We start from the raw sequence: 24,529 nt of genomic DNA on the forward strand, positions 1-24,529 counted from the left end.
TTTCGTCATCACTTGTTGCCTGGGTGATAATTTATTCGCCGCATGCAAGGAGTACGCACCATGGAAACCCGCCAGCCAGAACAACCGCGACCGCCGCTCTGGCGGCGCCTGCTGTGGCCGGTCGCCCGGCTGGGCTCGGCTTTCAAGCTGACGGGCACGCATCTGCTGCACCACGTGATCGGCGCGAGCCTGATCGCCGCGCTGATGCTGGCGCTGGAGGGTTTTCACGTGCTCGAATGGCTCGATGCGGCCATGCTGCGCGCCAGCGCGGCACAGGGCCAGCTGCTGGACCGGCGCAAGGACCCGGGCGCCGCCTACCGGCCCGGCATCATCGAAATCGACCAGCCCGCGTTCGAACAGGTCTTTGACGAGCGCGAACCGCTGGAGCGCACGCGCCTGGAACAAGTGCTCGCCAGCGCCGCCGCGCGCGGCAGCCAGGTGCTGGCCATCGACCTGGACCTGGCGCCGGCCGTGTATGAACAGCACAAGGATGGCGAGCGGCCGCTCGACAGCCTGCTCGACCGGCTGGCCGCCGAGGGACGGACACTGGTGCTGATCCTGCCCGAACAATCTGACCGGAACGCGAACCTGCCGTGGATACGCGCGCGCTGCGCGGCCGGCATCCATTTCGCCAGCCCGCGGATCCGCGAGCGCATGGGCGCCGTCACGCGCATCGAACTGAAAAGTCCCGTGCTGGCGGCCGTGGCCTTCGAGCTGGCGCATGGCGCCGGCGGGCAGGAGCGGCAGCAACCCATGCCGGCCGCCTTGTCCGAGCAAAAGGAAGGGCTGGCGCTGGCCGGCCGCGTGTGCCAGCTGGCGCGGCGCGCGGGCAGCGAAAAGGAATTGGCGCGCTGGGCCTTCGAGCCCGTCATCCACGGCGACGCGAAGGATGCGGCGGAACAGAATGCCGTCACCGCGCCGTTTCACCCGGCCGCCGTGGCGCCGGCCTTCCTGAACCCGACGCGCACGCGCGTCCAACTGATGGACGGCCAGGCCGGCGTGGATGCGGGGGCCTTGCGCAAGCACGTCGTGTACATCGGCAGCACCTATGACGTGCGCGACCGCTATACGACGGCCGAAGGCGAGCAGGCGGGCCTGCACCTGCATGCGGCCGCCCACACCTCGCTGGGCATCGGCACGGCCGACGTGAACAAATACGTGGTGTTCGCGGCCGACATCGTCATCGGCGTGCTGCTGGGCTGCCTGTTCGGCGGCCTGTGGACCCTGTACGGCCGTGCCGAACTGGCCATCGACCGGCGCATGGAAGACCACGATTTCAGCCGTTTGCACCGCGTGGGCACCGTGGCGGAATTCTATGGCATCCGCCTGCTGCTGGTGCTGGTGTGGGCTTCGCCGTTTGCCATCGGCGCGCTGGCCATCTACCTGTCGCGCGGCTTGCTCGAGCAGGGCTGGTGGGTCAACCCCGGCCCCCTGATCGCCGGCATGTTCCTGCACGCGATGTCGCTGCGCGACGAAGCGCACCACCCGCACGAGGAAGTGCCGGGCCTGTCCGTGTGGGCCCAGCTGCGCCGCACGCATCCCGGCATCGTGCTGGTGCAGGCGCCGCTGGCGGTGGTGCTGTTGATCATCGCCGTCATTTAGCGCAAGGCGGCGTACCGCAATGTCCTGGGTATGGCTGGCCGATGGTTTGCCGCGGTATTGCGGCGCGCGCAGATGCCTGTCGGATTACGCTACGCTAATCCGACCTACGTGACGCATGGTTTCAGCCGATCAGCTTCAAGCCCGGCGGCAGCGCCTCGCCCAGCATGCGCTTGGTAGCCGCTTCGTCCAGCTGTGTCACTTCGCTGACCATCGTTTGCCACAGGGGCGGGGCGCCGACGGCTTTCAGGCGGGCCAGGATGGTGGCCCGCAGCTCGTCGCCGATGTCGCGCGAGCGGTCGCCCGTCATGCGCGCCAGGTGGGCGGCGGCAAACGCGGCCGGTTCCGTCTTTTTCCAGTCCAGCGCCAGCAGCATGTCCAGCCATTCGGCCACGGTGGCGCTGTCGACCACTTCGTGCGCGCTACCGTGGAAGGGCTGGCGCGCGCCGACCCTGGCCAGCGCCCACAATGTGTTCGTGTCCGCCGCTTCGCCCTTTTTATCCGCCTTCTGCAGGCGCTTGATCAGCCAGGCGCCCACTTCCGCCTTGTAGGCGCCGGGGATGCGCTCGAGCGAGGCGCCCAGGCGCAGCATGTCGTCGTCGCTGCCGTTCACGAGGGTGACGGGGCGGCTGCCGCGCTGGGCCGCGTCGGCTTGCAGGTTGAAGGCGAAGTCGTCGAGCAGGCGCAATTGCTGCTCCGCGCTCAAGCCGCCAGCGACCCTGCGCCACAGGGTCCACCATTCGGCGCACACCTGGTTATCCTTGTGGTGCTGGACGCCCGCGTCGAACAGGGTCCACAGCTGCTCGATGCGCCACGGGTCTAGCGCATCGCCATAGCCGGGCCGCAGACAGTAGCCGGCCAGGTTCAGCCATACCCGCTCATGCTCGGCGGAGCGGCGCCGGCCGCGCGCGCGCAGCATGAGGGCATCGAACAGCTGGCGCAGCAAGGGCGTGTCCCAGCTCTCGCGCCCGCCCAGGCCCCGTTCCAGGTGCTGGCGCAGCTGGCGCACTTCCTTGCTTTCGACCTTTTGCGCCTTGCCGCCGAAGATGCGCTCGATCTTCTCGACGGCTTCCTTGATGCGCGGCGATACCGTGGGCGTGTCGGCCTGCGTTTCCTCTTCGCCCCGCAGCTGGAATTCCAGCAGCCAGCGCTGGCTGGCATCGGCTGCGGCCACGCAGTGCACTTCCAGGGTGCCCACTTCCGTCATCACGGTGGCCAGCTGCACGGTGATTTCGCGCTTGTCCGTGGCGTCCTGCTTGTCGTGCAGCACGCTGGCCAGCGGCGGCAGGCGCAGGTACTCGCCTTCGGCCAGGTCGACGATGTCGCCCAGCTTCGGCGGCGTGCCCGACTCAAAGAGGGAGGTGGCCAGGTGAAAGCGCACGGGCCGTCCCAGGCGCAGGGCGAACAGGCGCTCCGTCAGGCGGATTTCCTCGCCGCTGGCGCTGCCACGGGGCAGGATGCAGACGGCGCGGCGGTCCTTGCCCGCCTCGCCCAGCACGAGGAAATAGCTGCGCGGCGAGCCGCCGCCGATGCGCGGGGCCTGGCCGCGCCGGGCCAGCGCGTAGGCGACGGCGCCACGGGCCACGGCCACGTCGGGATTGTCGTTGTGCAGGATGGTGAGGGGCTGCCCGCGCCAGTGTTCCAGCGTGGCGGCCAGGCGGCGCGCCAGCGCGTCGGCGCGGAACACGCCGCCATTGAGCAGCAGGGTATCTGGCAGCTCGCCCTGGTGCTGTAGCAAGAAGCTCGCCAGGTGGCGCGTGATGGCCGCGTCCTGCGCGTAGGGCAGGCCGAATTCGACGATGCCGGCACGGCCCTTTTTCGCCGTGTCGCCCAGTTCCACTTTCGGGAAGAAACCGTCGACCACCAGGGCCGCCACTTCCTCGCGCGTGACGTCGGCGGAACGGCTGCCGCCGATCAGGCGAGATCCCGCGCCCAGTAAAGTCACGGTGACGCTGTCGGGCGCGTCGTTCGACAGCAGCAGTTCCTTGGCGGCGCGGCAGCGCTCCATCAGCTGCGACAAGCGCGCGGCAGACAGTTTCATGCCGCCTGCGACACCCGCCGCCATGCGCGTTTCCACCAGGTGGGCCAGCGCCAGGTCCATATTGTCGCCGCCGAGGATCAGGTGGTTGCCCACGCTGCTGCGCGTGAGCTGCGGTGCGCCATCGTCGCCGAAGGCCACGTCGATCAGGCTGAAATCCGTGGTGCCGCCGCCCACGTCGCACACCAGAATGCGGCGCGTTTGCGCCAGGTCAAGCTGCAAGGTGGCGCGCCGGCGCTGCAGGTAATCATAAAAGGCGGCCTGCGGTTCTTCCACCAGCCGCAGCGCGGGCAAGCCCGCCATGCGCGCCGCCGCCAGGGTGAGTGCGCGCGCACCCTCGTCGAACGAGGCGGGGATGGTCAGCACCAGTTCCTGCTGTTCGAGGGGCGCGTGGGGGAAGCGGTGATTCCACGCGGCACGCACGTAGGCCAGGTAGCTGGCGCTGGCCGCCACGGGCGACACCTTGGCCACGTCGGCTTCGGCGCCCCACGGCAAAATGGGCGCCTGGCGGTCCACGTTCGCATGCGACAGCCAGCTCTTCGCGCTGGACACGAGCCGGCCCGGCACCTGGGCCCCGAGCTGGCGCGCGAACGCGCCCAGCACGGCAGCTTGCGCGCCGGCGACGTCCTGCTGCGGCCACGGCAGCGGCAAGTCGCCCGCCGCCAGTTCGCCGGCGGCGGGGTGGTAGCGCAAGGAGGGCAGCAGGGGGCGTGCGCCCACTTCGCCGGGCGCGACCAGCTGCTCGATGGCGAACAGGTTTATTCCTGCCTGCGCATCGCCAGCCGCAGCATACGCCACCACCGTATTGGTGGTGCCCAGGTCGATGCCGACCAGGTAGGCCGGCTTGCCCGCAGCGCTGCCCATGTTTATTGCTGGGGCGTGCCGCGCACGTCGAATTCCACCTTCCAGCGCTCGGCGCCGTCAGGGGAGACGGCCAGCAGCTCCAGGGTGCCCGCTTCCGTGACGCGCGCGTGCAATTTGACTTGCACCACGTCGCCGGCCTGACGGCCTTCGGCGGACAGGGTCGCCTGGATTTCGCTCAGCTCCTGCAATTCATCGGGACCCCAGAAGTCGAGCAAATCGCCGATCTGGTCGTTGCGGCGCGTGGACGAGGCGAAGAAGCGGAAGTGCACGGGTTCGCCCACGACGAGGCCGAATTGCTGGCCCGGCAGTTCCAGCTCGCTGCCTTCTTCCATGCCGAACGGCGCCACGCACAGGGCCTGGATGGGCGGTTCCATGCCGGGGATGGCCGGCATGGCCGATTCGATGGCGACATAAAAGGAACTGGCCGTGCCGCCGCGGATGCGCACGCCATGGCCGCGCCGCACGTAGCTGTAGTAGGCCGCGCCGCGCGCCACGGCCAGGTCCAGGTCGGCTCCGGCCAGCATGCGCGCCGGTTCCGCGCCTTCCATGTACAGCCAGTCGTTGACGGTCGCCATGATGCGCTGCACCAGCAAGTCCGACTTGAAGACGCCGCCGTTGAACAGCACGGCCGTCGGGTGCAAGAAGCTGGCGCCTTCCGCCTGGCGGCCCGCGAAGCCTTCCAGTTCGGCCGTCGCCGCTACTTGCCGGCCCAGGAAGGCGGCCAGGTGGCGCGTGATGGCCGCGTCCTGCGCATACGGCAAGCCCAGTTGCGTCAGGCCGGCGCGCGTGCGCACGGCAGGGCGGCTCGATGCTTCCACCTGCGGGAAGAAGCCGTCGAGAATGAAGGTGGACACTTCCGCGCGCGTCAGTTCCGTGCGGATGGAGCCGCCGATCAGTTTCGAGCCGCGGCTGGGCACGACGATCGGCGCCACATCGAGGCCGCTGTCGGCCAGCAGGCTTTCCTTGGCGCTGCGGCAGCCGTAAGTGAGCGCGCGCATCTGCCAGGCGTCCAGCTGGGTACCGTTGGCGGCCAGCTTGCGCGCCACCAGGTGGGCCAGGGCCAGGTCCATATTGTCGCCGCCCAGCAGGATATGCTCGCCGACGGCCACGCGGTGCGGTTCCAGCACGCCGTCGCGTTCGAGCACGGCGATCAGCGAAAAGTCGCTGGTGCCGCCGCCCACGTCGACGACCAGGATGATGTCGCCCGGCTTGACTTCCTTGCGCCAGCGGCCTTCGCTGGTCTGGATCCAGCTGTACAGGGCCGCCTGCGGCTCTTCCAGCAGGGTCAGCGACGCGTAGCCGGCCGCCTGCGCCGCTTCCATCGTCAGCTCGCGCGCGGCCGGGTCGAACGAGGCGGGTATCGTCACCGTGATTTCCTGCTCGGCGAACGGCGCTTGCGGGTGGGCGTGGTCCCAGGCCTGGCGCAAGTGCGTCAGGTAGCGCGTGGCGGCCGTGATCGGCGAGATGCGCGCCACTTCGGCCGGTGCGTCGTTCGGCAGGATGGCCGCGCGGCGGTCCACGCCCGGGTGGCACAGCCAGCTTTTCGCGCTCGACACCAGACGGATCGGCGTGGTGGCGCCGCGGCTGCGGGCCATTTCGCCGACGACGAACGGCGCTTCCGCTTCTTCCGTGACCCAGGGCAGGGCCAGGTCGCCCGCCGCCACTTCGTCGGCGTGCGGCAGGTAGACGAAGGACGGCAGCAGCGACAATTCTTCGACCGTGCCCGGCGCCGACAGCTGCGGCACTTTCAGCACGCCGTGGCTGGATTGCTCGCCGTCGCTCTCGACCAGGTTCACATACGACAGGGCGCTGTGGGTGGTGCCCAGGTCGATGCCGATGGCGTAGCGCGGGGTGTTGTTGGCTTGATCGCTCACAGTTCCACCTCCGCCGGTGCGAGGATGGAAGCGTCGTGCTGGCCGCTCAGTTTCGGCAGGCGCACGCTGGAAGCGCGCCAGCCGCGATGGCTCAGGGTGCCCGTGAATGGCGCCGAGCCGACGACGTTGCCCGTCAGGCGCACTTGCGCGGAATCAAAGCCTTCCTGCAGCACGATGCGGCTGCCCTCGGCTTCCTGGCGCACGGCGTCGATGGTGAAGTATTCGCGCATGACCTTGGCGCAGCCCTCATGCACGACGCGGGCGGCCGCGCCGATGTCGGCGTCCGCATGGCTGCCCAGGTTTTCCTGGGTGAAGTCGATCAATCGCGCTTCGCGTTGCAGCAGGGCCAGCAATTGCAGGGCCGCGTCCGGCGTCGCTTCTTTCAAGATGACGGGGGCGGCGGCCGGCGTCAGCACGGGAGCGGGCACCGGGGCAGGAGCCACGGGCGCTACCGGCGCGGCCTCGGGCAGGGACAGCTTTTCCACGCGGGCCGCATAGGCGGCGTCCGACAGGGTGCTGAAGAAGGCGCCGAAAGCCAGCGGGACTCGGCGCCAGAACGATGGGTGGGACGAAGATGTGCTCATGGGAACTCGTTTCTCTGATCTGTAGGGGCGGCGTCGGCGGCGCGCCGGAAGGCGTGGCCGCTTCGCAAGGTGTTGCATGTGCCGGTCCGGTTTGCATACGGCCGGCTGACGTTTGTCCGCATGATACCAGCTACCGGGCCGCCGCCAAAGTCGCCGGCCGCCACGCAGCCGGCCTGTCGGGTGGATTTTCTTTGTTCCTGCGCAAGGAAACGCTTGATTTCGTGCTGTTTCGACTAGAATCGCGCATGATCTTTTCGCCTGACCCTGACGCCATGTCCACCGACTTTTCCATATATCTTGCCAGCAGCACGTATATCGACAGCGACCATCCGGCCGTGCGCGCCAAGGCGGCCGCACTGGCGGCGGGTGCCGTGGGCGACGCCGCCATCGCGGCGCGCTGCTTTGCCTTCGTGCGCGACGAAGTCGCCCACAGCTGGGACTACCGGCGCAACCCTGTCACCTGCCGCGCGTCCGACGTCTTGCAGCATGGTACGGGATACTGTTATGCAAAGAGCCATCTGCTGGCAGCGCTGCTGCGCGCCAACGGCATTCCCGCCGGCCTGTGCTACCAGCGCCTGGCCGTCGGCGAAGCGGGCCCGCCGTTCTGCCTGCATGGCTTGAACGCCGTGTACTTGCAAGAAGTTGGCTGGTACCGCATCGATGCGCGCGGCAACAAGCCCGGCGTCGATGCCGCCTTCACGCCGCCGCAGGAACAGCTGGCCTTTCCCGTGCTGGCGCCGGAAGAGCGCGACTTGCCGGAAATCTGGGCGGAGCCGCTGCCCCAGGTGATCGCATCGCTGACCGGCCATGCCACGGTGCAGGATGTGGCGGCGCATTTGCCCGATATTGAATTGTTGCCGCAACACAAATAACTCGACGAAAGAAATCATGAAAAAAGTATCCATATGCCTGCTCGGCCTGTTGCTGCTGGCCGGCTGCGGCGGCAAGGGCGAGAGCGGCGGGCAATCGAGCGCCGCCCGCCTCGACGGCAAGGAAAAGGGCAGCGACTTTCTGGCCTACGAGCACAATGTCAGCGTCGATACGCACGAGGGGCAAGTGCGGCCCCTGTATGAAAAAGTCGTCGCCGCCTGCAAGGCCGACACGGAAAGCGGCTGTCTGCTGCTCGATTCCAGCATCGACAGCGGCCGCTACGTGCATGCGCGCATCAGCATGCGCGCCAAGCCGGCCGGCATCAAGAAACTCGTCGCGCTGGTCGCGTCCGAAGGCGACGTCACCAGCCAGGGCACGAAGGTGGAAGACCTGGGCCGCCCCGTGCTCGACAGCAAGAAGCGCCTGGACATGCTCAGGCAGTACCAGGCGCAGCTGCAAGACCTGGAAAAGCGCTCGGGCACAAACGTCGATGCGCTGATCAAGGTGACCAAGGAGCTGGCCAGCGTGCAGGTGGAACTGGAGCAGGCGACGGCGGCCAACGCGCTGTTGATGCAGCGCATAGACACGGACTTGCTGAACGTGGCCATCAGCGCCGAAGGCAAGCAAGCGTTCTGGCGTCCCGTCAAGCGCGCGCTGGGCAATTTTACGGATAACCTGTCCGAAGGCGTGGCCAACGCCATCACGGCCATGGCCTACATCCTGCCGTGGCTGGTGGCGTTCGTGCTGCTGTTCCCGCTGGGACGCAAGGGCTGGCGCCGCTTGCGCGGCATCAAGCGCTAGGCGCGGGCTCCCGACGTGAACAGGGCCTGCGCGCGGCAGGCCCTGGAGCGGGGTAGAGTGGCTGTTGTGGCGGGATCAGACCCTGCGGTTTGCCGAGATGGCGGAGACTACTTCAGCCGCTTTTTTCGGCCGTTTCTTGATATTGCTGCCCGTACTGCTTTCCGCCTCCATCCTGACATCGCTCGTGCTGGCGGTGCTGGCCGGCGACTCCGGTGCGGTGGGGGTGGCGCATGCGCTCAACAGCAACAGGGCGGACACGCCCGCTATCATATTTTTCATGAGTGAACTACCTGAATGGGTGACGTAAAGGGACAGTTGCAAGCGACCCGCTGATTTCATGTTGACTCACGCCGCCAAACAATGCGGCGCAAGAGGGACACATCTTAGTGTGCTTATCAAGAAAGCTCAATTAATTTTTTAATAATGATCATCCTGGCATGGCTGCGCCGTTCGCGTGATGATGTCACCGTCAAATATGGCTCAGACGAGTTGCAGCCAGCCCAGCACGGCGCCGCCCGCCAGCAGCCAGAGCAAATGGATCTTCGTGCGCCAGATGATCAGGCCCGCCACGATGGACAGGCTCCACAGGGGCCAGTCCGTGCGGATGTCATGGTTGGCGCCGCCCAAAATCATGCCGGTGGAAATCAGGAGGGCGACGACGATGGGCGCCATGCCTTGCTTGAAGGCGCGCACGGCGCGCAGGTCGCGGTTGCGGTAGCCCCACTGGGCCGCCACGTAGGTCAAGGTCGTGCTGGGCAGCATGATGCCCACCATGGTCACCAGCACGCCGAGGTACGCGGCCGCATAGCTGCCCGCGTTCATGCCCACGTTCCAGCCCATCAGCGCGACGAACAGCACGTTGGGGCCGGGCGCGGCCTGGGCGATGGCGATCGATTCGTTGAACTGCGCCTGCGTCAGCCAGCCATGCTGTTCCACGAGAAAGCGGTGCATTTCGGACGTGGTGGAAATGGCGCCGCCGATCGACATCAGCGACAGCATCAGGTAATGGCCGAACAGGTTCAGCCAGTCGCCCGCGCTCAGCACCAGTTGCAATGGCGGGTTCATGAAGACAGCTTCCGGTACGTCAGCAGGCAGCCGATGCCGCCCAGGCCCAGCAGGACGTACAGCAGGGGCCAGCGGAAGACCGCCACCATCAGCACGCCCAGTACGGCGATGGACAAGGTCAGCCACAGGGGCAGCGGATGCCTGGCCAGCGCCGTCGCCAGTTTTACGCCCGTGGCGGCGATCATGCCGGCCGAGACGGCGGCCATGCCGCGCAGGGCGCCCGCCATCTGCGCATTGTCGCCAAAGCGCGTGTAGAGCACGCCCAGCAGCAGGACGATGACGAGGGGCACGGCCAGCATGCCGGCCAGGGCCGTCAGCGCGCCCCGCAAGCCGAAATAGCGCCCGCCCACCATCAGCGACAGGTTGACGACATTCGGCCCCGGCATGATTTGCGCCACGGCCCAGTCTTCGAGAAATTCCTCTTGCGTGAGCCAGCGCTTGCGTTCCACCATTTCGCGCTGGATCACGGCCAGCACGCCGCCGAAGCCTTGCAGGGCCAGCCAGGTAAACGAGAAGAACAGGTCGGCAAGCGAGGCGGGCTGCGGGCGGGCGGGAACTGGCGGAAGGGCGGAAATGGGGGAGGAGGACATGGCTGATTATCGCCGTGGCCGTTCGCGCTTGTCCATCGCTTTCGCTGGCGCTTGTGCCTGCAAGAAAAAAACCGTGACTCATGTTTCCCTGCCATTGACATCGAGAATTTATCAGCAATACTTTCACAGGCAATACGACCGCTGTCCACGTCCGCGCCGGCACGGCTCGCACCGCTACGCCGCCTCTCTCCGCTACCCCTTCGCAGGAGTTGTTCACCATGCCTAATTCCCCAGAAACGCTGCATATGCCCGTCAAAACCGTGGTGCTGCATGCCCGGGTCGATCAGAAGATGTGCGACATCGTCAACCTGGGCATCGCCGTGCAGGCCGCCTTCAGTACCTTGTGTGCGCTCGAATACCTGAAGTCATATAATCTGGCGCCCGAACTGATCGAGCGCGTGCTGCTGTATCCGGAGCAGCGCCGCCAGACCTTGCATTGAGTAACTGTGGGCAAGAGTGTTGCCCACAGTCACAGCAGAATGTTGTCGAATTGCTTATTACGGCTCAGTTATGCACAAATGATGGGTTAGCGAAATTGGCGAAATAATTTTCCCGTGATTATGTGTGATTTTCTAAGTGTTTGATTTTATTGAATTTTATTTTTGCTGTTTGATTGAGCAGTTTATTGAAAGCCGCACTGGCTGCGGCTTTGAAGGCTGTCAATAGGCGCTTATCCACAAAGATATCCACAGTCCGTGTGGATATCTGAAAAAGCGCTTAACAATCCGCTACTTAGGATATTTTGACAAAACCGCGTGCGCCAGCGGCGGGCGAGACGGGCCGGAATGCGGTGTTTTGCAACGCTGTATGCCCATCCAGTACTCTTCTTTTATGACTGAAAGTAGCGCGCGCCGTTCAGGGCGTGCCGCTGCGCCGGGCCAGGGCGGCGGCCAGATCGGCCAGTTGCTGCTCGGCTTCGCGCAGGGTGGCGTAGGTGCGCAGCGAGGCGATCACCGTGGTAAACAGCTTGCGCGTGGTCAGGTCCGTCTTGCACCAGAAATCGTTGATGTCGTAATCGATGATGATGCGGTGCTCCAGCGCCTGGCCCGGCTGGCCCGTGCGCAGGATGATGCGCACGGCGCTGTTGTGCAGTTCTTCGCGGATCTGGCGCGCCACTTGCAGGCCCGCATCCTGCGTTTCCATGATGACATCGAGCAGCACGACGGCGATATCGGGCGTGCTGCGCAGCAAGGCCAGTGCCTCGGCGCCCGAATACGCATGCAGGAAGCTCAGCCGGCGTCCCTGGAAGCTGGCCTGGCTGAGGGCGAACTTGGTTACCACGTGCACGTCGACATCGTCGTCGACGATGAGCACGCGCCACGGGGGCGCGCTGGCCTGCTCGGACGCGGCGCCGGCATGCTCCAGCGGCTCATCCATCAGCCAGTCGGGTTCATCCGCCGCCTTGGCGGCGCTATCGCTATCCATGTCCATGCATTTTCCAACGTTGATCGTGCTTGCTTGTTCACACTATGCCAGTCTACCGGGTTTGTCAAAACAATGCTGTCCATGCAAGGCATTCCCGTGCCTGCTGCGCTTATGCACAGCAAAATATATTTTCATTGCGGCGGAGTAACTTTGCCCAAGCGCAAAATCATGATTGTAAGTCATTGATTTCATTGGGGTAAAAAAATGCCTGTGAAAGCGGCAAATTGTTGAAAGCCGCATCAATACTGGCGTTGCGGCTTGTCAAGAGGGGCTTATCAACAACTTTATCCACAGTTGCTGTGGATATCTAAAAAAGCCGTGCAAAAACCGGCACTTGGCAGCCCTTGATCAGGGAGTGCGTGAAGGACTCAAGCGGCCAGTCCTTCCCCGGCCAGCGCCGCGAATACCTGCAGGTAGCGCTGCTTGGCTTCGGCCGGGCCCATGGCCTCGATTATACCGGGCAAGGGGGCGATGCCGTCAAGGTAAGCCCAGCGCTCGGCCGAGTGCGGCATCAGGTCGCGCTTTTCCGTGGCCAGCGCGATCAGGTCGGCCCGCTTGATGGGCGCGTAATCGGAAAAGTCGATGCCGTACGTGGCGGCGATGATGGCGCTCACCTTGTCTTCCAGCACGGCAAACTCCGGCAGCAGCACTTTCAGCGGTTTCACCATGTCGCCCAGGTAAGCCTCTGCCGCGTCGTGCAGCAGGGCGGCCAGGCGCAGCGGCGGCGGCACCAGGCTGGCGACGATCAGGCTGTGCTGGGCGACCGAGTAAAACACCTGCGTCTGGCCATTGAAGCGGCACTGGTAGGCGAGGCCGTGGGCGATGTCCTCGATGGCGACCTTGTCGATGTGCGGGCGCAAGGGATAAAAGCGGTTGCCTGAATAGGTGGAAACGTAGTCGGTGGTAATCATTGCCTTTGCTCGCATACTCACAATGTTTTATCGTACACCCGATGGCAGAGGCTCGCCCCGGCCGCCGTGCGCGGGCGAAAGAAACCTACGCTATGCATCTTGGCATTTCGATTAATTTATTTCATATCATGCATTGTTCTTTCTCAGCCAAGATAGCAATCTTGTTTTTCTGAAACTGACTTTGGAGGCAGGGCAATGGCGGCGCAACCTTCGGCAAGACCTTCGTATATCTATCAGGGCGGTTCGGTGATGATGCACTCGCCGCTGCAATTGAAACAGTCGGAAATGTACGGCTATTTCGTCAGGGGCGACCTGGCCAAGCTGCAGGCGACCGTCAACACCACCCTGAACCAGGTGGCGGGCAGCAGGATGACCCTGAAAGCGCTGTCGCCGTATGTGATGCTGACGTTTACACGCGTCAACCATGCCGATTCCGCCAACCCCGTCGACCAGGCCAAGGGCTGGATCACGGAAGTGGACATCGTCACCTGGATCATGGTGGGCCAGATGGATGAGCACGGCAAGCTCGCGCATATCTACTGGTATCCATGCCATATCTTCGTCGATGACGCCATGGCCCTGATCAACGGGCGCGAGCTGTTCGGCTATCCGAAATACCTGTGCGACTACGAGATTCCCGCCGCCGGCAGCGAGCCGCTGCGCTGCTCGGTGGCCGCCAAGGGCTTCCAGCATTTTTCACCCGAAACGAAACTGGCCCTGCACCCGCTGCTCGAAGTCAATGCCACCGTGCGGACGGGGCCGCACAAACCCGTCAACAGTTTTCTGGAGCTCATTGAGCAGGCGTTCCAGATTTTCCTGTCCATCCCCGATTTCTTTGACATGGATCAGGCCGGCTGGGCCGATATTTTGTCGCTGCTGCGCAAGCCGCGCATCGACCAGATTTTTCTCAAGCAATTCCCCGACAGCGCGGGCGTGAAAGCCGTGTACCAGGCCCTGGTGGCCGCGCCGGCCGAAATCAAGCGCCTGCACAGCGCGCGCCTGCTCGGCTACGACTACGCATGCACGGTGCACGCCTTCGACAGCTTCCCGCTGGACCAGACCCTCGGCTTGCAGCTGGGGCCGCAGGCGGCGATATTGCCGTTCAACGTGAACTTCGACTTCACGGCCATGCCGGGCGAGGAACTGGTCGACAATTCGCAGATCGCGCCGGAAAAGATCGCCATCCTCGGCGGCGGCGTGGCCGCCATGACCACCGCGTATTATTTGACGAACCAGCCGGGCTGGCAAAACCGGCACGCCATCACCGTCTACCAGCTGGGCTGGCGCCTCGGCGGCAAGGGCGCCAGCGGGCGCAATGCCCAGGCGGGCCAGCGCATCGAGGAGCACGGCCTGCACATCTGGTTCGGCTTTTATGCGAACGCCTTCAGGATGATCAAGGAAGCCTACGCGAGCCTGGAACGTCCGCCCGGTGCGCCGCTGGCCACCTGGCGCGACGCTTTCAAACAGCATGATTACGTGGCCCTGTCGGAAGACGTCAAGGGCCAGTGGCGCAACTGGTCCATCGTCTTTCCCACCTTGCCGGGCGAACCGGGCGAGGGCGGCGAAGACATCACCCTGTGGCAGATGGCCATCGCCATGGTGGGCTGGATCGAGCAGTGGCTGCGCCAGATCCGGCAGGTGGCCGACGCCGATGCGCGCATCGTGCGCGCCAGCGCATCGCAGGGAGAGGGCGTGTGGCCGGGCTGGCTGCGCCGCCTGGCCGACGCGGTCGTGGGGCAGGCCGATGAACTGGGGCTGGACGTGGGCCTGTCCGTCGGCGCGCTGGCCGCGCTGGTGGCCGACCTGGCGCCGGACTCCACGCGCCACGACCAGGCCCGCCACCAGCTGCTGGCCGGCACCCTGAACGGCATCCGCGCCTGGCTGCGCCTGCGCTACCGGGCGCTGATCGACGGCGACGACGAGTTGCGCCGCCTGTTCACCTGCCTGGACCTGGGCATCACCGTCATGAAGGGCATGTTCGAGGATGGCGTGTTCAGGAACGGCTTCGACGTCATCAACGACATCGATTTCCGCGCCTGGCTGCGCAAGCATGGCGGCGACGAGCAGTTCAGCGTCAATTCGGCGCCCGTGCGGGGTTTCTATGACCTCGTGTTCGCCTACGAAGGCGGCGATTTCGGCAAGCCGAACATCGAGGCGGGCACCTTGCTGCGGGCCATGGCGCGCATCGGCCTGGCCTACAAGGGCGGCATCATGTTCAAGATGCAGGCCGGCATGGGCGACACGATCTTCACGCCGCTGTACCAGGTGCTGAAAAAGCGCGGCGTGACATTCAAGTTCTTCCAGCGCGTGGAAGAACTGGTGCCGGGCGCGGGCGACATCGACAGCATCCGCATTACGCAGCAGGTGCAATTGAAGGACCCGGCCGCCGGCTATGCGCCGCTGGTGGACGTGAATGGCCTGGCTTGCTGGCCCAGCGCGCCCGATTACACGCAGTTTGATCCCGCGCAAGCGGCGCTGCTGCAGGAGAAAACGGTCAACCTGGAATCGTACTGGAGCGGCTGGCCGCAGCAGTACCAGCAGGCGTTCGGCCGGCAGCTGCCCGTCACGGTCCTGAAGAAGGGCGTCGATTTCGACAAGGTGGTGTTCGGCATTTCCATCGGCTCGCTGCCCGCCCTGTGCCCGCAGCTGCTGGCGCAAAGCCCGGCCCTGCGGCTGGCGTCCGAGAAGGTGAAAACGGTGGCCACGCAGGCTTACCAGGTGTGGCTCAACAAGGATTTGCATCAGATGGGCTGGACCACGCAGCCGAAGGGCCAGCAGCCCGTGCTGTCGGCCTTCACGGAGCCGTACGACACGTGGGCGCCGATGGACCAGCTGCTGGCGCATGAAGACTGGCCGGCGGGGCTGGAACCGAAGAACGTCTCCTACTTTTGCAGCGCCTTTCCCGTCGACGGCTACCCGCCCGTCACCGATACGGATTTCCCCGCCCGCTGCGCGGCCAGGGCGAAACAGGGCGCGCTGCACCAGCTGGAACGCGAGATCGGCGCGCTGTGGCCGGAGGCGGGCGCGCCGGGCGCATTTCCGTGGCAATGGCTGGTCGATGCGAAGGAGGCTGCGGGGCCGGCCCGCTTCGACAGCCAGTACTGGCGCGCCAACGTCGACCCGTCCGAGCGCTACGTGATGTCGGTGGTGGGCAGCACGCAGTACCGGCTGGCCACCGACCAGTCGGGCTTTTCCAACCTGTACCTCACGGGCGACTGGGTGCGGACGGGCCTCAACGCGGGCTGCGTGGAAGCGGCCGTGATGGCGGGCATGCAGACCTCGCGCGCCATGACGGGCTATCCGGCCGTGATCCAGGGAGAGAAGGATTTCTAGTCATGCAAGGCCTGCTGTTTTTGTGTTTGATCCTGCTCAACCCGCATGCGCTGGCGGCGCCGCCCGGCGCCATCGTGCTGTGGCCCGGTGCGCCGCCCGGCGGCGCGGCGCCCGGCCCGCAGCGCGACAGCGCCAAGGGCTCCATCACGCAGGTGGCGCAGCCTTACCTGCTCGCGCACCGCCCGGCGCAGCCGAACGGCATGGCCATCCTGCTCGTCAGCGGCGGCGGTTATGCGCATATCGAGGCGGGCAAGGAGAGCGGCCCCGCCGCCCGCTGGCTGCAGGAGCGGGGCATCACGGCGTTTGAACTCGTGTACCGGCTGCCGCGGGAGGGCGGCGGGGTGGCCGCGCCATTCCAGGATGGCCAGCGCGCCATGCGCGTGATCCGTGCGCGCGCCGCCGAGTGGGGCATCGACCCGGCGCGCATCGGCATGCTCGGCTTTTCCGCCGGCGCGCACCTGGCCGGCATGACGGCCGTCGAGCCGGACGCCTCCCGCCATGCGCCCGTCGATGCGATCGATGCCGTCTCGGCGCGGCCCGATTTCGTCGTGCTGCTGTACCCCGTGCTGACCATGCAGCAGCCGTTCGACACGACGCATGCAAAGAAGCAGCTGCTGGGAAGCGATCCCGCGCAGGCGGCGCGCGACGCGCTGTCGGTGGAATTGCAAGTCGATGCGCGCGCGCCGCCCATGTTCATCGCGCAGGCGCTCGACGACGGCATTTCTCCGCCCGGGAACAGCGTGCTGATGGCGGCGGCCCTGCGCCGCGCTGGCGTGCCGGTGGAACTGCGGCAGTTCCGGCACGGCGGCCATGGCTGGGGCCTGGGCAAGCCGGGCAGCGAGCCCGCCGCGTGGCCGCGACTGCTGCTGGCGTGGCTGCGGGCGAACGGCTGGCTGCCAGCGGACTGAATCAATCGATGGCGGCGGCCGGCGCGTTCAGGTCGCGGCGTGCCTCGTCCAGCGCCGCCTGCAGCTGCGGCAGGAATTTTTCCACGTTGTCGAGCTGGCCGTTCGACGCCAGCGTTTCCATCTGGTGGCACAGGCCGTGCAGGGTGGGGCGGCTCAGGTAGCCGGCGCTGCCCTTTAATGCGTGGAAGGCGGCCGCCGCGGCGCTGGCGTTGCCGTCGCGCACGGCGTGGCAAGCCAGGTCCAGGCGGCGCGGCGCCTCGCTGAGGAAGGCTTGCGCGATGCGCTGCACGTGCTGCGGCGACAGGCCGGCCAGCGGCAGGATGTGCACGGGCGCGCTCATGGGGTCGGCCGGCGCCGGCGTCTCGGGCGGCCTGGCCGGCGCGCCCCCGTCGTCCAGGCCGAACTGGCGCGCCAGCGCGTCGTCGTCCTGCGGCAGCGATGGCGGCAGCGCGTGGCCGCGCGCCAGCAGCAGGTCGATGACGGCGTCGATTTTCTCGAACAGGAGCGCCTCGTCGACGGGCTTGCTGAGGAAGTCGTCCATGCCGCAAGCCAGGTAGCGCTGGCGGTCATGTTCGCTGGCGTTGGCCGTCAGCGCGATGATGGGGATCTGCGCGTCGGGCACGGGGAACTGCGCATTGCCGCCGTCGCGGATCAGGCGCGCGGCCTGTTCGCCATCCATCTGCGGCATGCGGCCATCCATCAGCACGCAGTCGTAGGGCCCCGCGCCCAGCGCGCGCAGCGCTTCCTCGCCATTGTCGACGATGGTGACGGCATGGCCCATGCTTTCGAGCAGGGTGCCGATGATGATCTGGTTGGTGCGCACGTCCTCGGCGCACAGGATGCGCAGGCGGCAGGCGTGGTGCGCATGGCGCGGCGCCAGGCGCGTGTCGGCCGCCGGCGCGCTGCCGGGCGTCAAGGGCAAGGTGAAATGGAAGCGCGAACCGATGCCGACGCGGCTTTCCACGCCTATGCTGCCCTGCATCAGTTCCACCAGCTCCTTGCAGATGGCCAGGCCCAGGCCCGTGCCGCCGTAGCGCCGCGTGGTCGAATGGTCGGCCTGCTCGAATTTCTGGAACAGCCTGGGCAGGGTGTCCGCGTCGATGCCGGGGCCCGTGTCGCTGATGACGAATTCGATGTCGCTGCGGCCGTCGCCGCGCGCCGGCGTGCGGGCGCGCCGCACTTCCAGCAGCACTTCGCCGTTGGCCGTGAACTTCAAGGCATTGCCCAGCAGGTTGATGAGGATCTGGCGCAGGCGCGTGGGATCGGCGCGCACGTAGCGCGGCAGGTCCAGCGCCAGCTCGCGGCGCAGCAGCAGGCTCTTGGCGTCGGCCTGGCCCTGCACGATGCCGGCCGCGTCGCCGATCAGCGCCAGCAGGTCGAAGTCCACCGTTTCCAGGGTCAGCTTGCCCGCGTCGATCTTCGAGAAATCGAGGATATCGTTGAGAATGGTCAACAGCGATACGCCATTGTGCAGGCCGATGCGCAGGTATTCCTGCGTGCGCCCTTTTATCGACTGGTCGCGCAGGGCGAATTGCAGCATGCCGATTACGCCGGCCAGCGGCGTGCGGATGTCGTGGCTCATGGCGGACAGGAATTCGATGCGGTGGCGGCTGACCACTTCCGCATGCTCCTTGGCCTTCAGCAGGGCGTCGTTGCTGAGGGTGAGCGCCAGCGTGCGCTCGCTGACGCGCTGCTCCAGGTTGTTGCGCAGCAGGCGGATCTGGTCGGCCAGCGCAAAGGCCAGCAGCAGGCCGTCCAGGGTGCCGCCCAGCAGGGTCACCAGCTGGGCGTTGGCCACCAGGGCCGGCATCAGTCCCAGGTTGGCCGGCAGGATCAGGAAGCCGGGCAGCATCAGGGCGACGAAGGCCAGCACGAAGAAGCGCGCCGGCTGGTAGCCGCGGCGCCACACGACGATGCCGCTGACGAGCGCCAGCAGCATCCAGATGGTGATGGCGATGGTCGCCAGCGCATGCGCATATTGCAGGGCGACGAAACAGCTGGGCAGCAGCAGCAGCGGCAGGATCACGTTGATCCTGCTGACGCGGTCGAGCAGGGGCGAATATTCGCGCAGGCGCAGGAAATGCGTGTAGAACAGGGTGCTGAAGACGGGCAGCAGGAAGAAGGGCACGTAATGCAGCTGCAGCTGGCGCCAGTCGAACAGGTCGGCGAAGACGTGGAAGGTCATGGCCCACGCCAGGCCATACGTGAGCACGTACAGCGCGTAATACACGGAGGCTTTTTCCAGGGTGATGGAAAAGATGAAGAAATTGAACAGGCCCAGCGCCAGCAGGGCGCCGATCGAGGCGACGATCAGGAAGTTTTCCTTGCCCACCAGCTTGCGGTAGTCCTGCTGCGTCGTGAGGCCGAACAGGGGCGCGCGCGCGTAATAGGGGCTGGAAAAGCGGATCAGGATGGCATAGGTGGCACCCGGCGCCAGTTGCACGTTCTTGCCGTAGTGCAGCAAATACTCGTGCGGACGCTGGTAGCCAGTCAGCAGGGTTTGCGGCGCGGCATGCTGGCCGGGGCCATACACGCGGATGTCGACCAGGTCGATCAGGGTGTCGTTCGGGTCGATCACCCAGGCGCTTTCGCTGCTGTCGTTGCGCACCTGCGCATACAGCCAGTAGGCGCCGCCGAACAGGTCGACTTCGGCGGCCGGGCGCTGGCGTGCCAGCCAGGCGGGCAGGGCGGCGGCATCGGCGGGCACGTCATAGTTGTCGGCAAGAAACAGTTGCCCGCCATCGGCCAGGTGCGCGATGCCATGCTGCGTCAGGGGCAGCGTGGCCGCTTGCGACCGCACGGCGCAGCCGAGGCCCAGCAGGCCGATCAGCAGCAGGCAGCAGCACAGCCAGGCGCTGAAGCGGCTGTGATGGGCGCTGTGGCTGGGCGGTGGCGGGTGGGCTGGCATCGGTAAGTATGGTGATTGTCGCGCGGGGATGGCGGCAAAGCCCTAGGCTGTGGAATGTCCATTTTAATCGACTCGGCTTGCGCACGCGCAATTTCTTGTCACGCAAGCATGTTGCTCATTGGTATGTCGGCCCGCTCCGGTATCATGTCGCTTTTTTGCCTGCGAGTCTTCCATGCTCAGTCCCGACCAGTTCCTGGCCTTCCTGGCCGCCGCCGTCCTCATTACCGCCAGCCCCGGCCCCGACAACCTGATGGTGCTGGGCGTGGGCATGTCGCGCGGGCGGCGCCAGGGCATGGCCTTCGGCCTCGGCTGCGCCCTGGGCTGCCTCACGCATACCTTGCTGGCGAGCATAGGCGTGTCGGCCCTGCTGGCCGCCTCGCCCATGGCCTTTACGGCCCTGAAAGTGGCCGGCGGCCTGTACCTGGTGTGGCTGGGCATCGGCGCCCTGCGCAGCCGGGGCGGCGCGAAAGTCGACGGCGCGGCGGCCCTGCCCGACGAGTCCTTGCTGCGCCTGTTCGGCAAGGGCTTGTTCGCCAACAGTATCAATCCGAAAGTCGTGCTGTTCTTCCTGTCGTTCTTGCCGCAATTCATCGTCACGGGACAGGGCAGCGCCAGCTGGCAGACGGCGCAGCTCGGGCTGGTCTTCACGGCGCAGGCGTGCGTGCTGTTCGGCCTGCTCGGCTATTTTTCGGGCGCCGTCGGCAAATGGATCAACCGCCGCCCGTGCGCCGGCCTGTGGCTGGACCGCCTGGCCGGCACCATCTTCATCGCCCTGGGCCTGCGCCTGGTGCTGGCGCGCTAGGCTCCGGCCTCGCCGTGATGCGGAACGCCAGTTCCATCTGGTCCTGCACGGCCATGGCGCCGCCCAGGATGGCGAAGGGCACGATGCCGAAGTCGCTCTGTTTCAGCAGCAGGCTGCCGCTGGCCTGCAGGCGGCGTCCATCGGCCGCTTGCTCGACGCGCACCGGCAACTGCAGCGTGCGCGTCACGCCATGCACGGTGATGTCCGCATCAAACACCTGCTTGTCGCCCGTGCGGCGCGCCTCGACGCGCACCCACGGATAGCGCTGCGCGTCGAGCACGCGCACCAGCATGTTGTGGCGCGTGCCGGCGATGGCGTCGGCCGACGGCGTCGTCGTCAGTCCCGCCGCCTGGCGCAAGCTTTCTTCATCCACACTCATCTCGTCGAGCCGGAACTGGAACTGTGCGCGTCCCGGCGCGGGCGCCACCACGCCCTGCAGGCTGCGGCTGGCCACCACGTGGTCATGGCCCAGCCGCGCCAGCGCGCCGCCGCGGCGCACGGTAATGGTCAGCAGCGATTCTTCGGGCGCGATGTGCAGCAGCTGCACGCCTGGCCGCTGCCATGCGGGCGCGGGCATGGCCGCCTGGGCGGGGGCTGCGGGTGCGGGCACGGGCGGCAGGGGCGTGCAGGCGGCCAGCACGGCGCAGGCAAGCAGGAGCGGGGTGCGGATGGCGGACGGCAGGCGGCGGTTCTGGCTGAACATGGGGGCAAAAGGGACAAGGACGGTGGGGGTATGGTACGCGATCCGCGCGGCGGCGCGCGCGCAATGTTAGAGCTACGTCATAAGGCGGTCATATGACGCTGCTATGATGCTTTTGTTGGCACACAGCATGCGTTGCGCAGATCACTACGCTCCGGGAGCGATAGGATGCAGGCATGACTCAACAGCTTAGCCGGTGAGCTCAACCATCGGCACCAGACACACGAAGCTTGCCAGAGTGGCAAGCAATGCAGGGCAGGAAGAGGGAAAAGCAGGAATCGGACAGGGATTTAATGAAGTCCTAAGCCTGCCGCAAGAAAGGGCTGGCATAGTGGATACATGGCGCACGGAAACCCCGTGCCCAAGGTTGCCGGACACCTCAATGACCGGCACGGTTTCCACTTTTTCATGTGTTTCCCCGTTTTATCCCTGCGCTCTGAAACAGCGTTTCAACCGGCTGCCGCGACTGGCGAAGCCGGTTTTTTTTTGCCTGCCGTGTCGCCGGCCTCAGTTCCCGGCGCCGCGGCGCCGGGAAGGCGCTTAGCCCGCCTGCTTCGCCAGCCATGCATCGATCGCCGGCAAGCGCTCGGCGCGTACCTTGATGCGGTACTCGATGCCGGCCACGGCGCTGTCGGCGTCGCCGCGCGCGCCCTCGGGCAGGTTGGCCTGCGCGTAGGACCGCAGCTTGGCGACCATCTGCGGCTGTGCCGACCCGGCCGCCAGGCGCGGGAAGTAGCGGCTGCGCGAGCTGGCGTCGATGCGCGCATTGACCTGCTCCTGGTGCGCCAGCGCGAAGTCGAAGGCCAGTTCCGGATGCGTGCGCGCCACGCGCGCGATCATGGCCGGGCTGTTCGTCACGCCCGGCTCCTCCGTCAGCGCCAGCGCCAGGGCGCGCTGCGCCAGCGCGGGATCGTCGCTCGAGGCCAGCAGGTCGTACAGCTGGTTCTTCACCAGCGGCGTCTGTTCCTGCCGCGCCCTGGCGTGCAGCTGCTCCCAGGTGGCGGCGTCCGCATGCTGGGCCACCACGCCCAGGATGGTGCGGCGCAGCGGCGCGGGCATGGTGGACGGGTCTTGCTCGCTGGCCGCGTAGCGGCGGCGCGCCTCGGCCAGCACGCCCGCTTCGCCCATGTCGCCGAGGATGGCGATCAGCTGGGCGCGCAGGGTCGCCACGCTGGACGCTTCGCCCGTGCGCGCTTCCCAGCCCGTCTGCGCCATCATGGGCGCCAGGCGCGCCATGGCGTAGCGGCCGAACGCCTGCTGGCGCGCCTTGCTGTCCGCGCTATCGCCCGCGTATTGTTCGTACAGGCTGCCCAGCGAGGCGGCCACCTTGCCCAGCACCTGCGGGTCGGCCGACAGCGGCGTGGCTTTTGCCAGCTCCAGGAAGGAGGCCGGGTCCTGCAAGCCCGCCATGCCCAGCGACTGGCTGTCCGACAGCAAGCCCAGCTGGTCGATCGGCGCCAGGTGCGCGAAGCTGGCCGCCAGCGCGCGCGTGCCGGCCGGCGCGTACAGGGTGCGGTAATAGCCGCTCTGGCCCGCATTGACCAGCAGGGCGCCGCAGCCGGGCACGTTCAGGGTCGCCTTGCCATTCCTGACCAGCACCGTGGCCAGCTTGCCGTTGCCGACCGTCGAGGCGATGACGGGCACTTTCCATGACAGCGGCTTCTTGTCCGCCTGGTCCTTGGAAAACTCCGTCTGCGTCAGGGTCACCCGCGTGCGGCCCTTGCGGCACACGGCGTCGCCCACCGTGATCATGGGCACGCCCGGCTGCAGCGTGAAATCGTGGGCGATGGCGCTGACGGGCTTGCCGGCGGCGGCATCGACTTCGCGCCACAGGTCGTCCGACACCGTGTTGCCATACGCGTGCTTGCGCATGTAGCTGCGCACGGCCGTGCGCCAGGTGTCGGCGCCCACATATGCTTCGAGCATGCGGATCACCGCCTCGCCCTTTTGATAGGTGATGCCGTCGAAGGCCTGGCTGGCCTGTTCCACGGTGGCGATGCGCTGCACGACCGGGTGCGTCGTGCGCAGCGCGTCCTGGCTCATGGCCGCTTCGCGCCCGGCCACGTTGGACAGGGCCGTGTTCCACTCTGGGTGCAGACGTTCCGTGGTGCGGCTTTCCATCCATGACGCAAAACCTTCGTTGAGCCACAGGTCGTCCCACCAGCGCATGGTGACCAGGTCGCCGAACCACTGGTGCGCCATTTCATGCGACAGCGTGGTGTAGATGTTTTCCTTGTCGGCCTGGGTCGAGATGGCCGGGTCGAGCAGCAGGCCGTATTCGAAGGTGAACACGGCGCCCCAGTTTTCCATGGCGCCGAAGAACTGGCTGCGGCCCGGCGCGGCGATGTTGTCGAGCTTGGGCAGCGGGTAGCGCACGCCGAAGTAATCGTTGTATTCGCGCAGCAGGGCGCTTGACTCGTCGAGCGCGTAGCGGCTTTGCGCCAGCGCGCCCTTTTTCGTGATGACGCCCAATTCCGTGCCGTCGGCCATCGTTGTCGCCCGTTCGAAGTCGCCCAGGCCGAAAAACAGCAGATAGGTCGACATGCGCGGCGTGGTGGCGAAGCGCACGTGCTTCATGCCATTGCCCAGTTCTTCGCTGCTGGCAATCGGCATGTTGCTGACGGCCATCTGGCCGCTCGGCACGACCACGCTGAGATCGAAGGTGGCCTTGTAGTCCGGTTCATCCCACGACGGCAGCATGCTGCGCGCGTCCGAATTCTCGAATTGCGTGTACAGCGCGCGCTGGCGGCCTTCGGGCGTGTCGTAGTCGAGCGAGAACAGGCCCGTGGCCTGCGTGCCGATCTTGCCGCTGTAGTCGATGCGCAGCAGGTATTCGCCCTTGGCCACGGGCTGGGCGAAATGCACGGTGGCCGTCTGCTGGTCCGCATCGAACTCGATCTTGCGCGTCACCTGCTTGCTGCCGCCCGCGCCTTCGATGGCGGCGGCCGCAAACGCCAGGTTCAGGGCATTGAAGGTGATGCTGGCGGTCGGCGCATCGACGGCCACCTTGATGGCGGCCTCGCCCTTGAAGGTGGCGGCGGCCGCGTCCGGCATGATCGACACGATATAGTGCAGCGGCGTGACGCCGCGCGGCAGCTGGGTGGTGGTCGTGGCGGCGTGGCTGGCCGAGGCGTATGTGGCGGCGGGAGCGGCATGGCCCGAGTTGAAGGCGGTGACGGCAGCCAGTGCCAGGACGGCGGCGGCCAGTTGGCTGCGGCGGAAGCGCGGAGTCGGTGTGCGATGCATGGTATGCCCTT

The 24,529-nt window shown here is 66.5% G+C and carries 18 protein-coding genes; 7 read left to right on the forward strand and 11 right to left on the reverse strand.

Annotated features, from left to right (window positions below; all coding sequences use genetic code 11):
- Positions 1 to 60 precede the first annotated feature (60 nt).
- Positions 61 to 1,602: a CHASE2 domain-containing protein gene (locus BXA07_RS06460; RefSeq protein ID WP_076566697.1), complete on the forward strand. Its 1,542-nt coding sequence runs from the start codon at positions 61 to 63 to the stop codon at positions 1,600 to 1,602.
- Positions 1,603 to 1,723: 121 nt separating this feature from the next.
- Here BXA07_RS06460 and BXA07_RS06465 read toward each other — a convergent pair whose 3' ends face one another.
- The 3 genes from BXA07_RS06465 to BXA07_RS06475 are packed head-to-tail and all read right to left on the reverse strand — an operon-like array spanning position 1,724 to position 6,959.
- Positions 1,724 to 4,501: an Hsp70 family protein gene (locus BXA07_RS06465; protein ID WP_076566698.1), complete on the reverse strand. Its 2,778-nt coding sequence runs from the start codon at positions 4,499 to 4,501 to the stop codon at positions 1,724 to 1,726.
- A 2-nt stretch (positions 4,502 to 4,503) separates the two neighbouring features.
- Positions 4,504 to 6,375 (reverse strand): Hsp70 family protein, encoded by a 1,872-nt coding sequence (locus BXA07_RS06470; RefSeq protein ID WP_076566700.1) that lies wholly within the window; start codon positions 6,373 to 6,375, stop codon positions 4,504 to 4,506.
- Positions 6,372 to 6,959: a DUF2760 domain-containing protein gene (locus BXA07_RS06475; RefSeq protein ID WP_076566701.1), complete on the reverse strand. Its 588-nt coding sequence runs from the start codon at positions 6,957 to 6,959 to the stop codon at positions 6,372 to 6,374. The genes BXA07_RS06470 and BXA07_RS06475 overlap by 4 nt, the downstream gene beginning before the upstream one ends.
- Before the next feature lie 245 nt (positions 6,960 to 7,204).
- On the opposite strand from BXA07_RS06475, the gene BXA07_RS06480 reads away from it, so the two are divergent.
- Together BXA07_RS06480 and BXA07_RS06485 are read left to right on the forward strand one after the other, a co-directional pair.
- Positions 7,205 to 7,831: a transglutaminase-like domain-containing protein gene (locus BXA07_RS06480; RefSeq protein ID WP_083708092.1), complete on the forward strand. Its 627-nt coding sequence runs from the start codon at positions 7,205 to 7,207 to the stop codon at positions 7,829 to 7,831.
- Between the two features lie 16 nt (positions 7,832 to 7,847).
- On the forward strand, positions 7,848 to 8,630 hold the full coding sequence (locus tag BXA07_RS06485; RefSeq protein WP_076566703.1) for a DUF4349 domain-containing protein: 783 nt from the start codon (positions 7,848 to 7,850) through the stop codon (positions 8,628 to 8,630).
- A gap of 75 nt (positions 8,631 to 8,705) precedes the next feature.
- Here BXA07_RS06485 and BXA07_RS30000 read toward each other — a convergent pair whose 3' ends face one another.
- From BXA07_RS30000 to BXA07_RS06500, 3 genes are all read right to left on the reverse strand, one after another.
- Positions 8,706 to 8,909 carry a hypothetical protein gene (locus BXA07_RS30000; protein WP_139335458.1) on the reverse strand — a complete coding sequence of 68 codons (204 nt, stop codon included), beginning with the start codon at positions 8,907 to 8,909 and terminating at the stop codon, positions 8,706 to 8,708.
- A 201-nt stretch (positions 8,910 to 9,110) separates the two neighbouring features.
- Positions 9,111 to 9,695: a chromate transporter gene (locus BXA07_RS06495; protein ID WP_076566706.1), complete on the reverse strand. Its 585-nt coding sequence runs from the start codon at positions 9,693 to 9,695 to the stop codon at positions 9,111 to 9,113.
- Positions 9,692 to 10,285, reverse strand: coding sequence for a chromate transporter (locus tag BXA07_RS06500; protein ID WP_076566708.1), 594 nt, complete (start codon positions 10,283 to 10,285; stop codon positions 9,692 to 9,694). The genes BXA07_RS06495 and BXA07_RS06500 overlap by 4 nt, the downstream gene beginning before the upstream one ends.
- A gap of 218 nt (positions 10,286 to 10,503) precedes the next feature.
- Here BXA07_RS06500 and BXA07_RS06505 point away from each other — a divergent pair, with 218 nt between their 5' ends.
- Positions 10,504 to 10,725, forward strand: a complete 222-nt coding sequence (locus BXA07_RS06505; protein WP_076566709.1) for a hypothetical protein — start codon at positions 10,504 to 10,506, stop codon at positions 10,723 to 10,725.
- A 415-nt stretch (positions 10,726 to 11,140) separates the two neighbouring features.
- Here BXA07_RS06505 and BXA07_RS06510 read toward each other — a convergent pair whose 3' ends face one another.
- Both BXA07_RS06510 and BXA07_RS06515 read right to left on the reverse strand, forming a co-directional pair.
- Positions 11,141 to 11,716, reverse strand: a complete 576-nt coding sequence (locus tag BXA07_RS06510) for a response regulator (protein ID WP_244556204.1) — start codon at positions 11,714 to 11,716, stop codon at positions 11,141 to 11,143.
- A 362-nt stretch (positions 11,717 to 12,078) separates the two neighbouring features.
- Positions 12,079 to 12,621: a phosphohydrolase gene (locus BXA07_RS06515; RefSeq protein WP_083708070.1), complete on the reverse strand. Its 543-nt coding sequence runs from the start codon at positions 12,619 to 12,621 to the stop codon at positions 12,079 to 12,081.
- Positions 12,622 to 12,816: 195 nt separating this feature from the next.
- On the opposite strand from BXA07_RS06515, the gene BXA07_RS06520 reads away from it, so the two are divergent.
- Positions 12,817 to 15,954, forward strand: a complete 3,138-nt coding sequence (locus tag BXA07_RS06520) for an NAD(P)-binding protein (protein WP_076566711.1) — start codon at positions 12,817 to 12,819, stop codon at positions 15,952 to 15,954.
- 2 nt (positions 15,955 to 15,956) lie between these two features.
- On the forward strand, positions 15,957 to 16,862 hold the full coding sequence (locus BXA07_RS06525; protein WP_076566713.1) for an alpha/beta hydrolase: 906 nt from the start codon (positions 15,957 to 15,959) through the stop codon (positions 16,860 to 16,862).
- 1 nt (position 16,863) lies between these two features.
- On the opposite strand, the gene BXA07_RS06530 is transcribed toward BXA07_RS06525, so the two are convergent.
- Positions 16,864 to 19,770, reverse strand: a complete 2,907-nt coding sequence (locus BXA07_RS06530) for a hybrid sensor histidine kinase/response regulator (RefSeq protein WP_083708071.1) — start codon at positions 19,768 to 19,770, stop codon at positions 16,864 to 16,866.
- A gap of 172 nt (positions 19,771 to 19,942) precedes the next feature.
- On the opposite strand from BXA07_RS06530, the gene BXA07_RS06535 reads away from it, so the two are divergent.
- The gene (locus tag BXA07_RS06535; RefSeq protein WP_076566714.1) at positions 19,943 to 20,572 is read left to right on the forward strand and encodes a LysE family translocator; all 630 of its coding nucleotides are present in this window, start codon (positions 19,943 to 19,945) and stop codon (positions 20,570 to 20,572) included.
- Here BXA07_RS06535 and BXA07_RS06540 read toward each other — a convergent pair.
- Positions 20,535 to 21,275: a YceI family protein gene (locus BXA07_RS06540; RefSeq protein WP_244556205.1), complete on the reverse strand. Its 741-nt coding sequence runs from the start codon at positions 21,273 to 21,275 to the stop codon at positions 20,535 to 20,537. The two genes, BXA07_RS06535 and BXA07_RS06540, sit on opposite strands and share 38 nt — an antisense overlap.
- A gap of 537 nt (positions 21,276 to 21,812) precedes the next feature.
- Complete coding sequence (locus BXA07_RS06545; protein ID WP_076566716.1) at positions 21,813 to 24,518, reverse strand: M1 family metallopeptidase; 2,706 nt, start codon at positions 24,516 to 24,518, stop codon at positions 21,813 to 21,815.
- Between the last annotated feature and the right edge of the window lie 11 nt (positions 24,519 to 24,529).

It is taken from the genome of Janthinobacterium sp. TND4EL3 (assembly GCF_900156175.1).
GTDB lineage: Bacteria > Pseudomonadota > Gammaproteobacteria > Burkholderiales > Burkholderiaceae_D > Janthinobacterium.

Excerpts from the sequence above, each read along its gene's own strand:
- BXA07_RS06530 (WP_083708071.1), bottom strand. The coding sequence starts at position 19,770 with ATGCCAGCCCACCCGCCACCGCCCAGCCACAGCGCCCATCACAGCCGC.
- BXA07_RS06515 (WP_083708070.1), bottom strand. The coding sequence starts at position 12,621 with ATGATTACCACCGACTACGTTTCCACCTATTCAGGCAACCGCTTTTAT.
- BXA07_RS30000 (WP_139335458.1), bottom strand. The coding sequence starts at position 8,909 with ATGAAAAATATGATAGCGGGCGTGTCCGCCCTGTTGCTGTTGAGCGCA.
- BXA07_RS06480 (WP_083708092.1), top strand. The coding sequence starts at position 7,205 with ATGATCTTTTCGCCTGACCCTGACGCCATGTCCACCGACTTTTCCATA.
- BXA07_RS06540 (WP_244556205.1), bottom strand. The coding sequence starts at position 21,275 with ATGTTCAGCCAGAACCGCCGCCTGCCGTCCGCCATCCGCACCCCGCTC.
- BXA07_RS06485 (WP_076566703.1), top strand. The coding sequence starts at position 7,848 with ATGAAAAAAGTATCCATATGCCTGCTCGGCCTGTTGCTGCTGGCCGGC.
- BXA07_RS06505 (WP_076566709.1), top strand. The coding sequence starts at position 10,504 with ATGCCTAATTCCCCAGAAACGCTGCATATGCCCGTCAAAACCGTGGTG.
- BXA07_RS06475 (WP_076566701.1), bottom strand. The coding sequence starts at position 6,959 with ATGAGCACATCTTCGTCCCACCCATCGTTCTGGCGCCGAGTCCCGCTG.
- BXA07_RS06510 (WP_244556204.1), bottom strand. The coding sequence starts at position 11,716 with ATGGACATGGATAGCGATAGCGCCGCCAAGGCGGCGGATGAACCCGAC.
- BXA07_RS06460 (WP_076566697.1), top strand. The coding sequence starts at position 61 with ATGGAAACCCGCCAGCCAGAACAACCGCGACCGCCGCTCTGGCGGCGC.
- BXA07_RS06500 (WP_076566708.1), bottom strand. The coding sequence starts at position 10,285 with ATGTCCTCCTCCCCCATTTCCGCCCTTCCGCCAGTTCCCGCCCGCCCG.
- BXA07_RS06545 (WP_076566716.1), bottom strand. The coding sequence starts at position 24,518 with ATGCATCGCACACCGACTCCGCGCTTCCGCCGCAGCCAACTGGCCGCC.
- BXA07_RS06465 (WP_076566698.1), bottom strand. The coding sequence starts at position 4,501 with ATGGGCAGCGCTGCGGGCAAGCCGGCCTACCTGGTCGGCATCGACCTG.
- BXA07_RS06520 (WP_076566711.1), top strand. The coding sequence starts at position 12,817 with ATGGCGGCGCAACCTTCGGCAAGACCTTCGTATATCTATCAGGGCGGT.
- BXA07_RS06525 (WP_076566713.1), top strand. The coding sequence starts at position 15,957 with ATGCAAGGCCTGCTGTTTTTGTGTTTGATCCTGCTCAACCCGCATGCG.
- BXA07_RS06535 (WP_076566714.1), top strand. The coding sequence starts at position 19,943 with ATGCTCAGTCCCGACCAGTTCCTGGCCTTCCTGGCCGCCGCCGTCCTC.
- BXA07_RS06495 (WP_076566706.1), bottom strand. The coding sequence starts at position 9,695 with ATGAACCCGCCATTGCAACTGGTGCTGAGCGCGGGCGACTGGCTGAAC.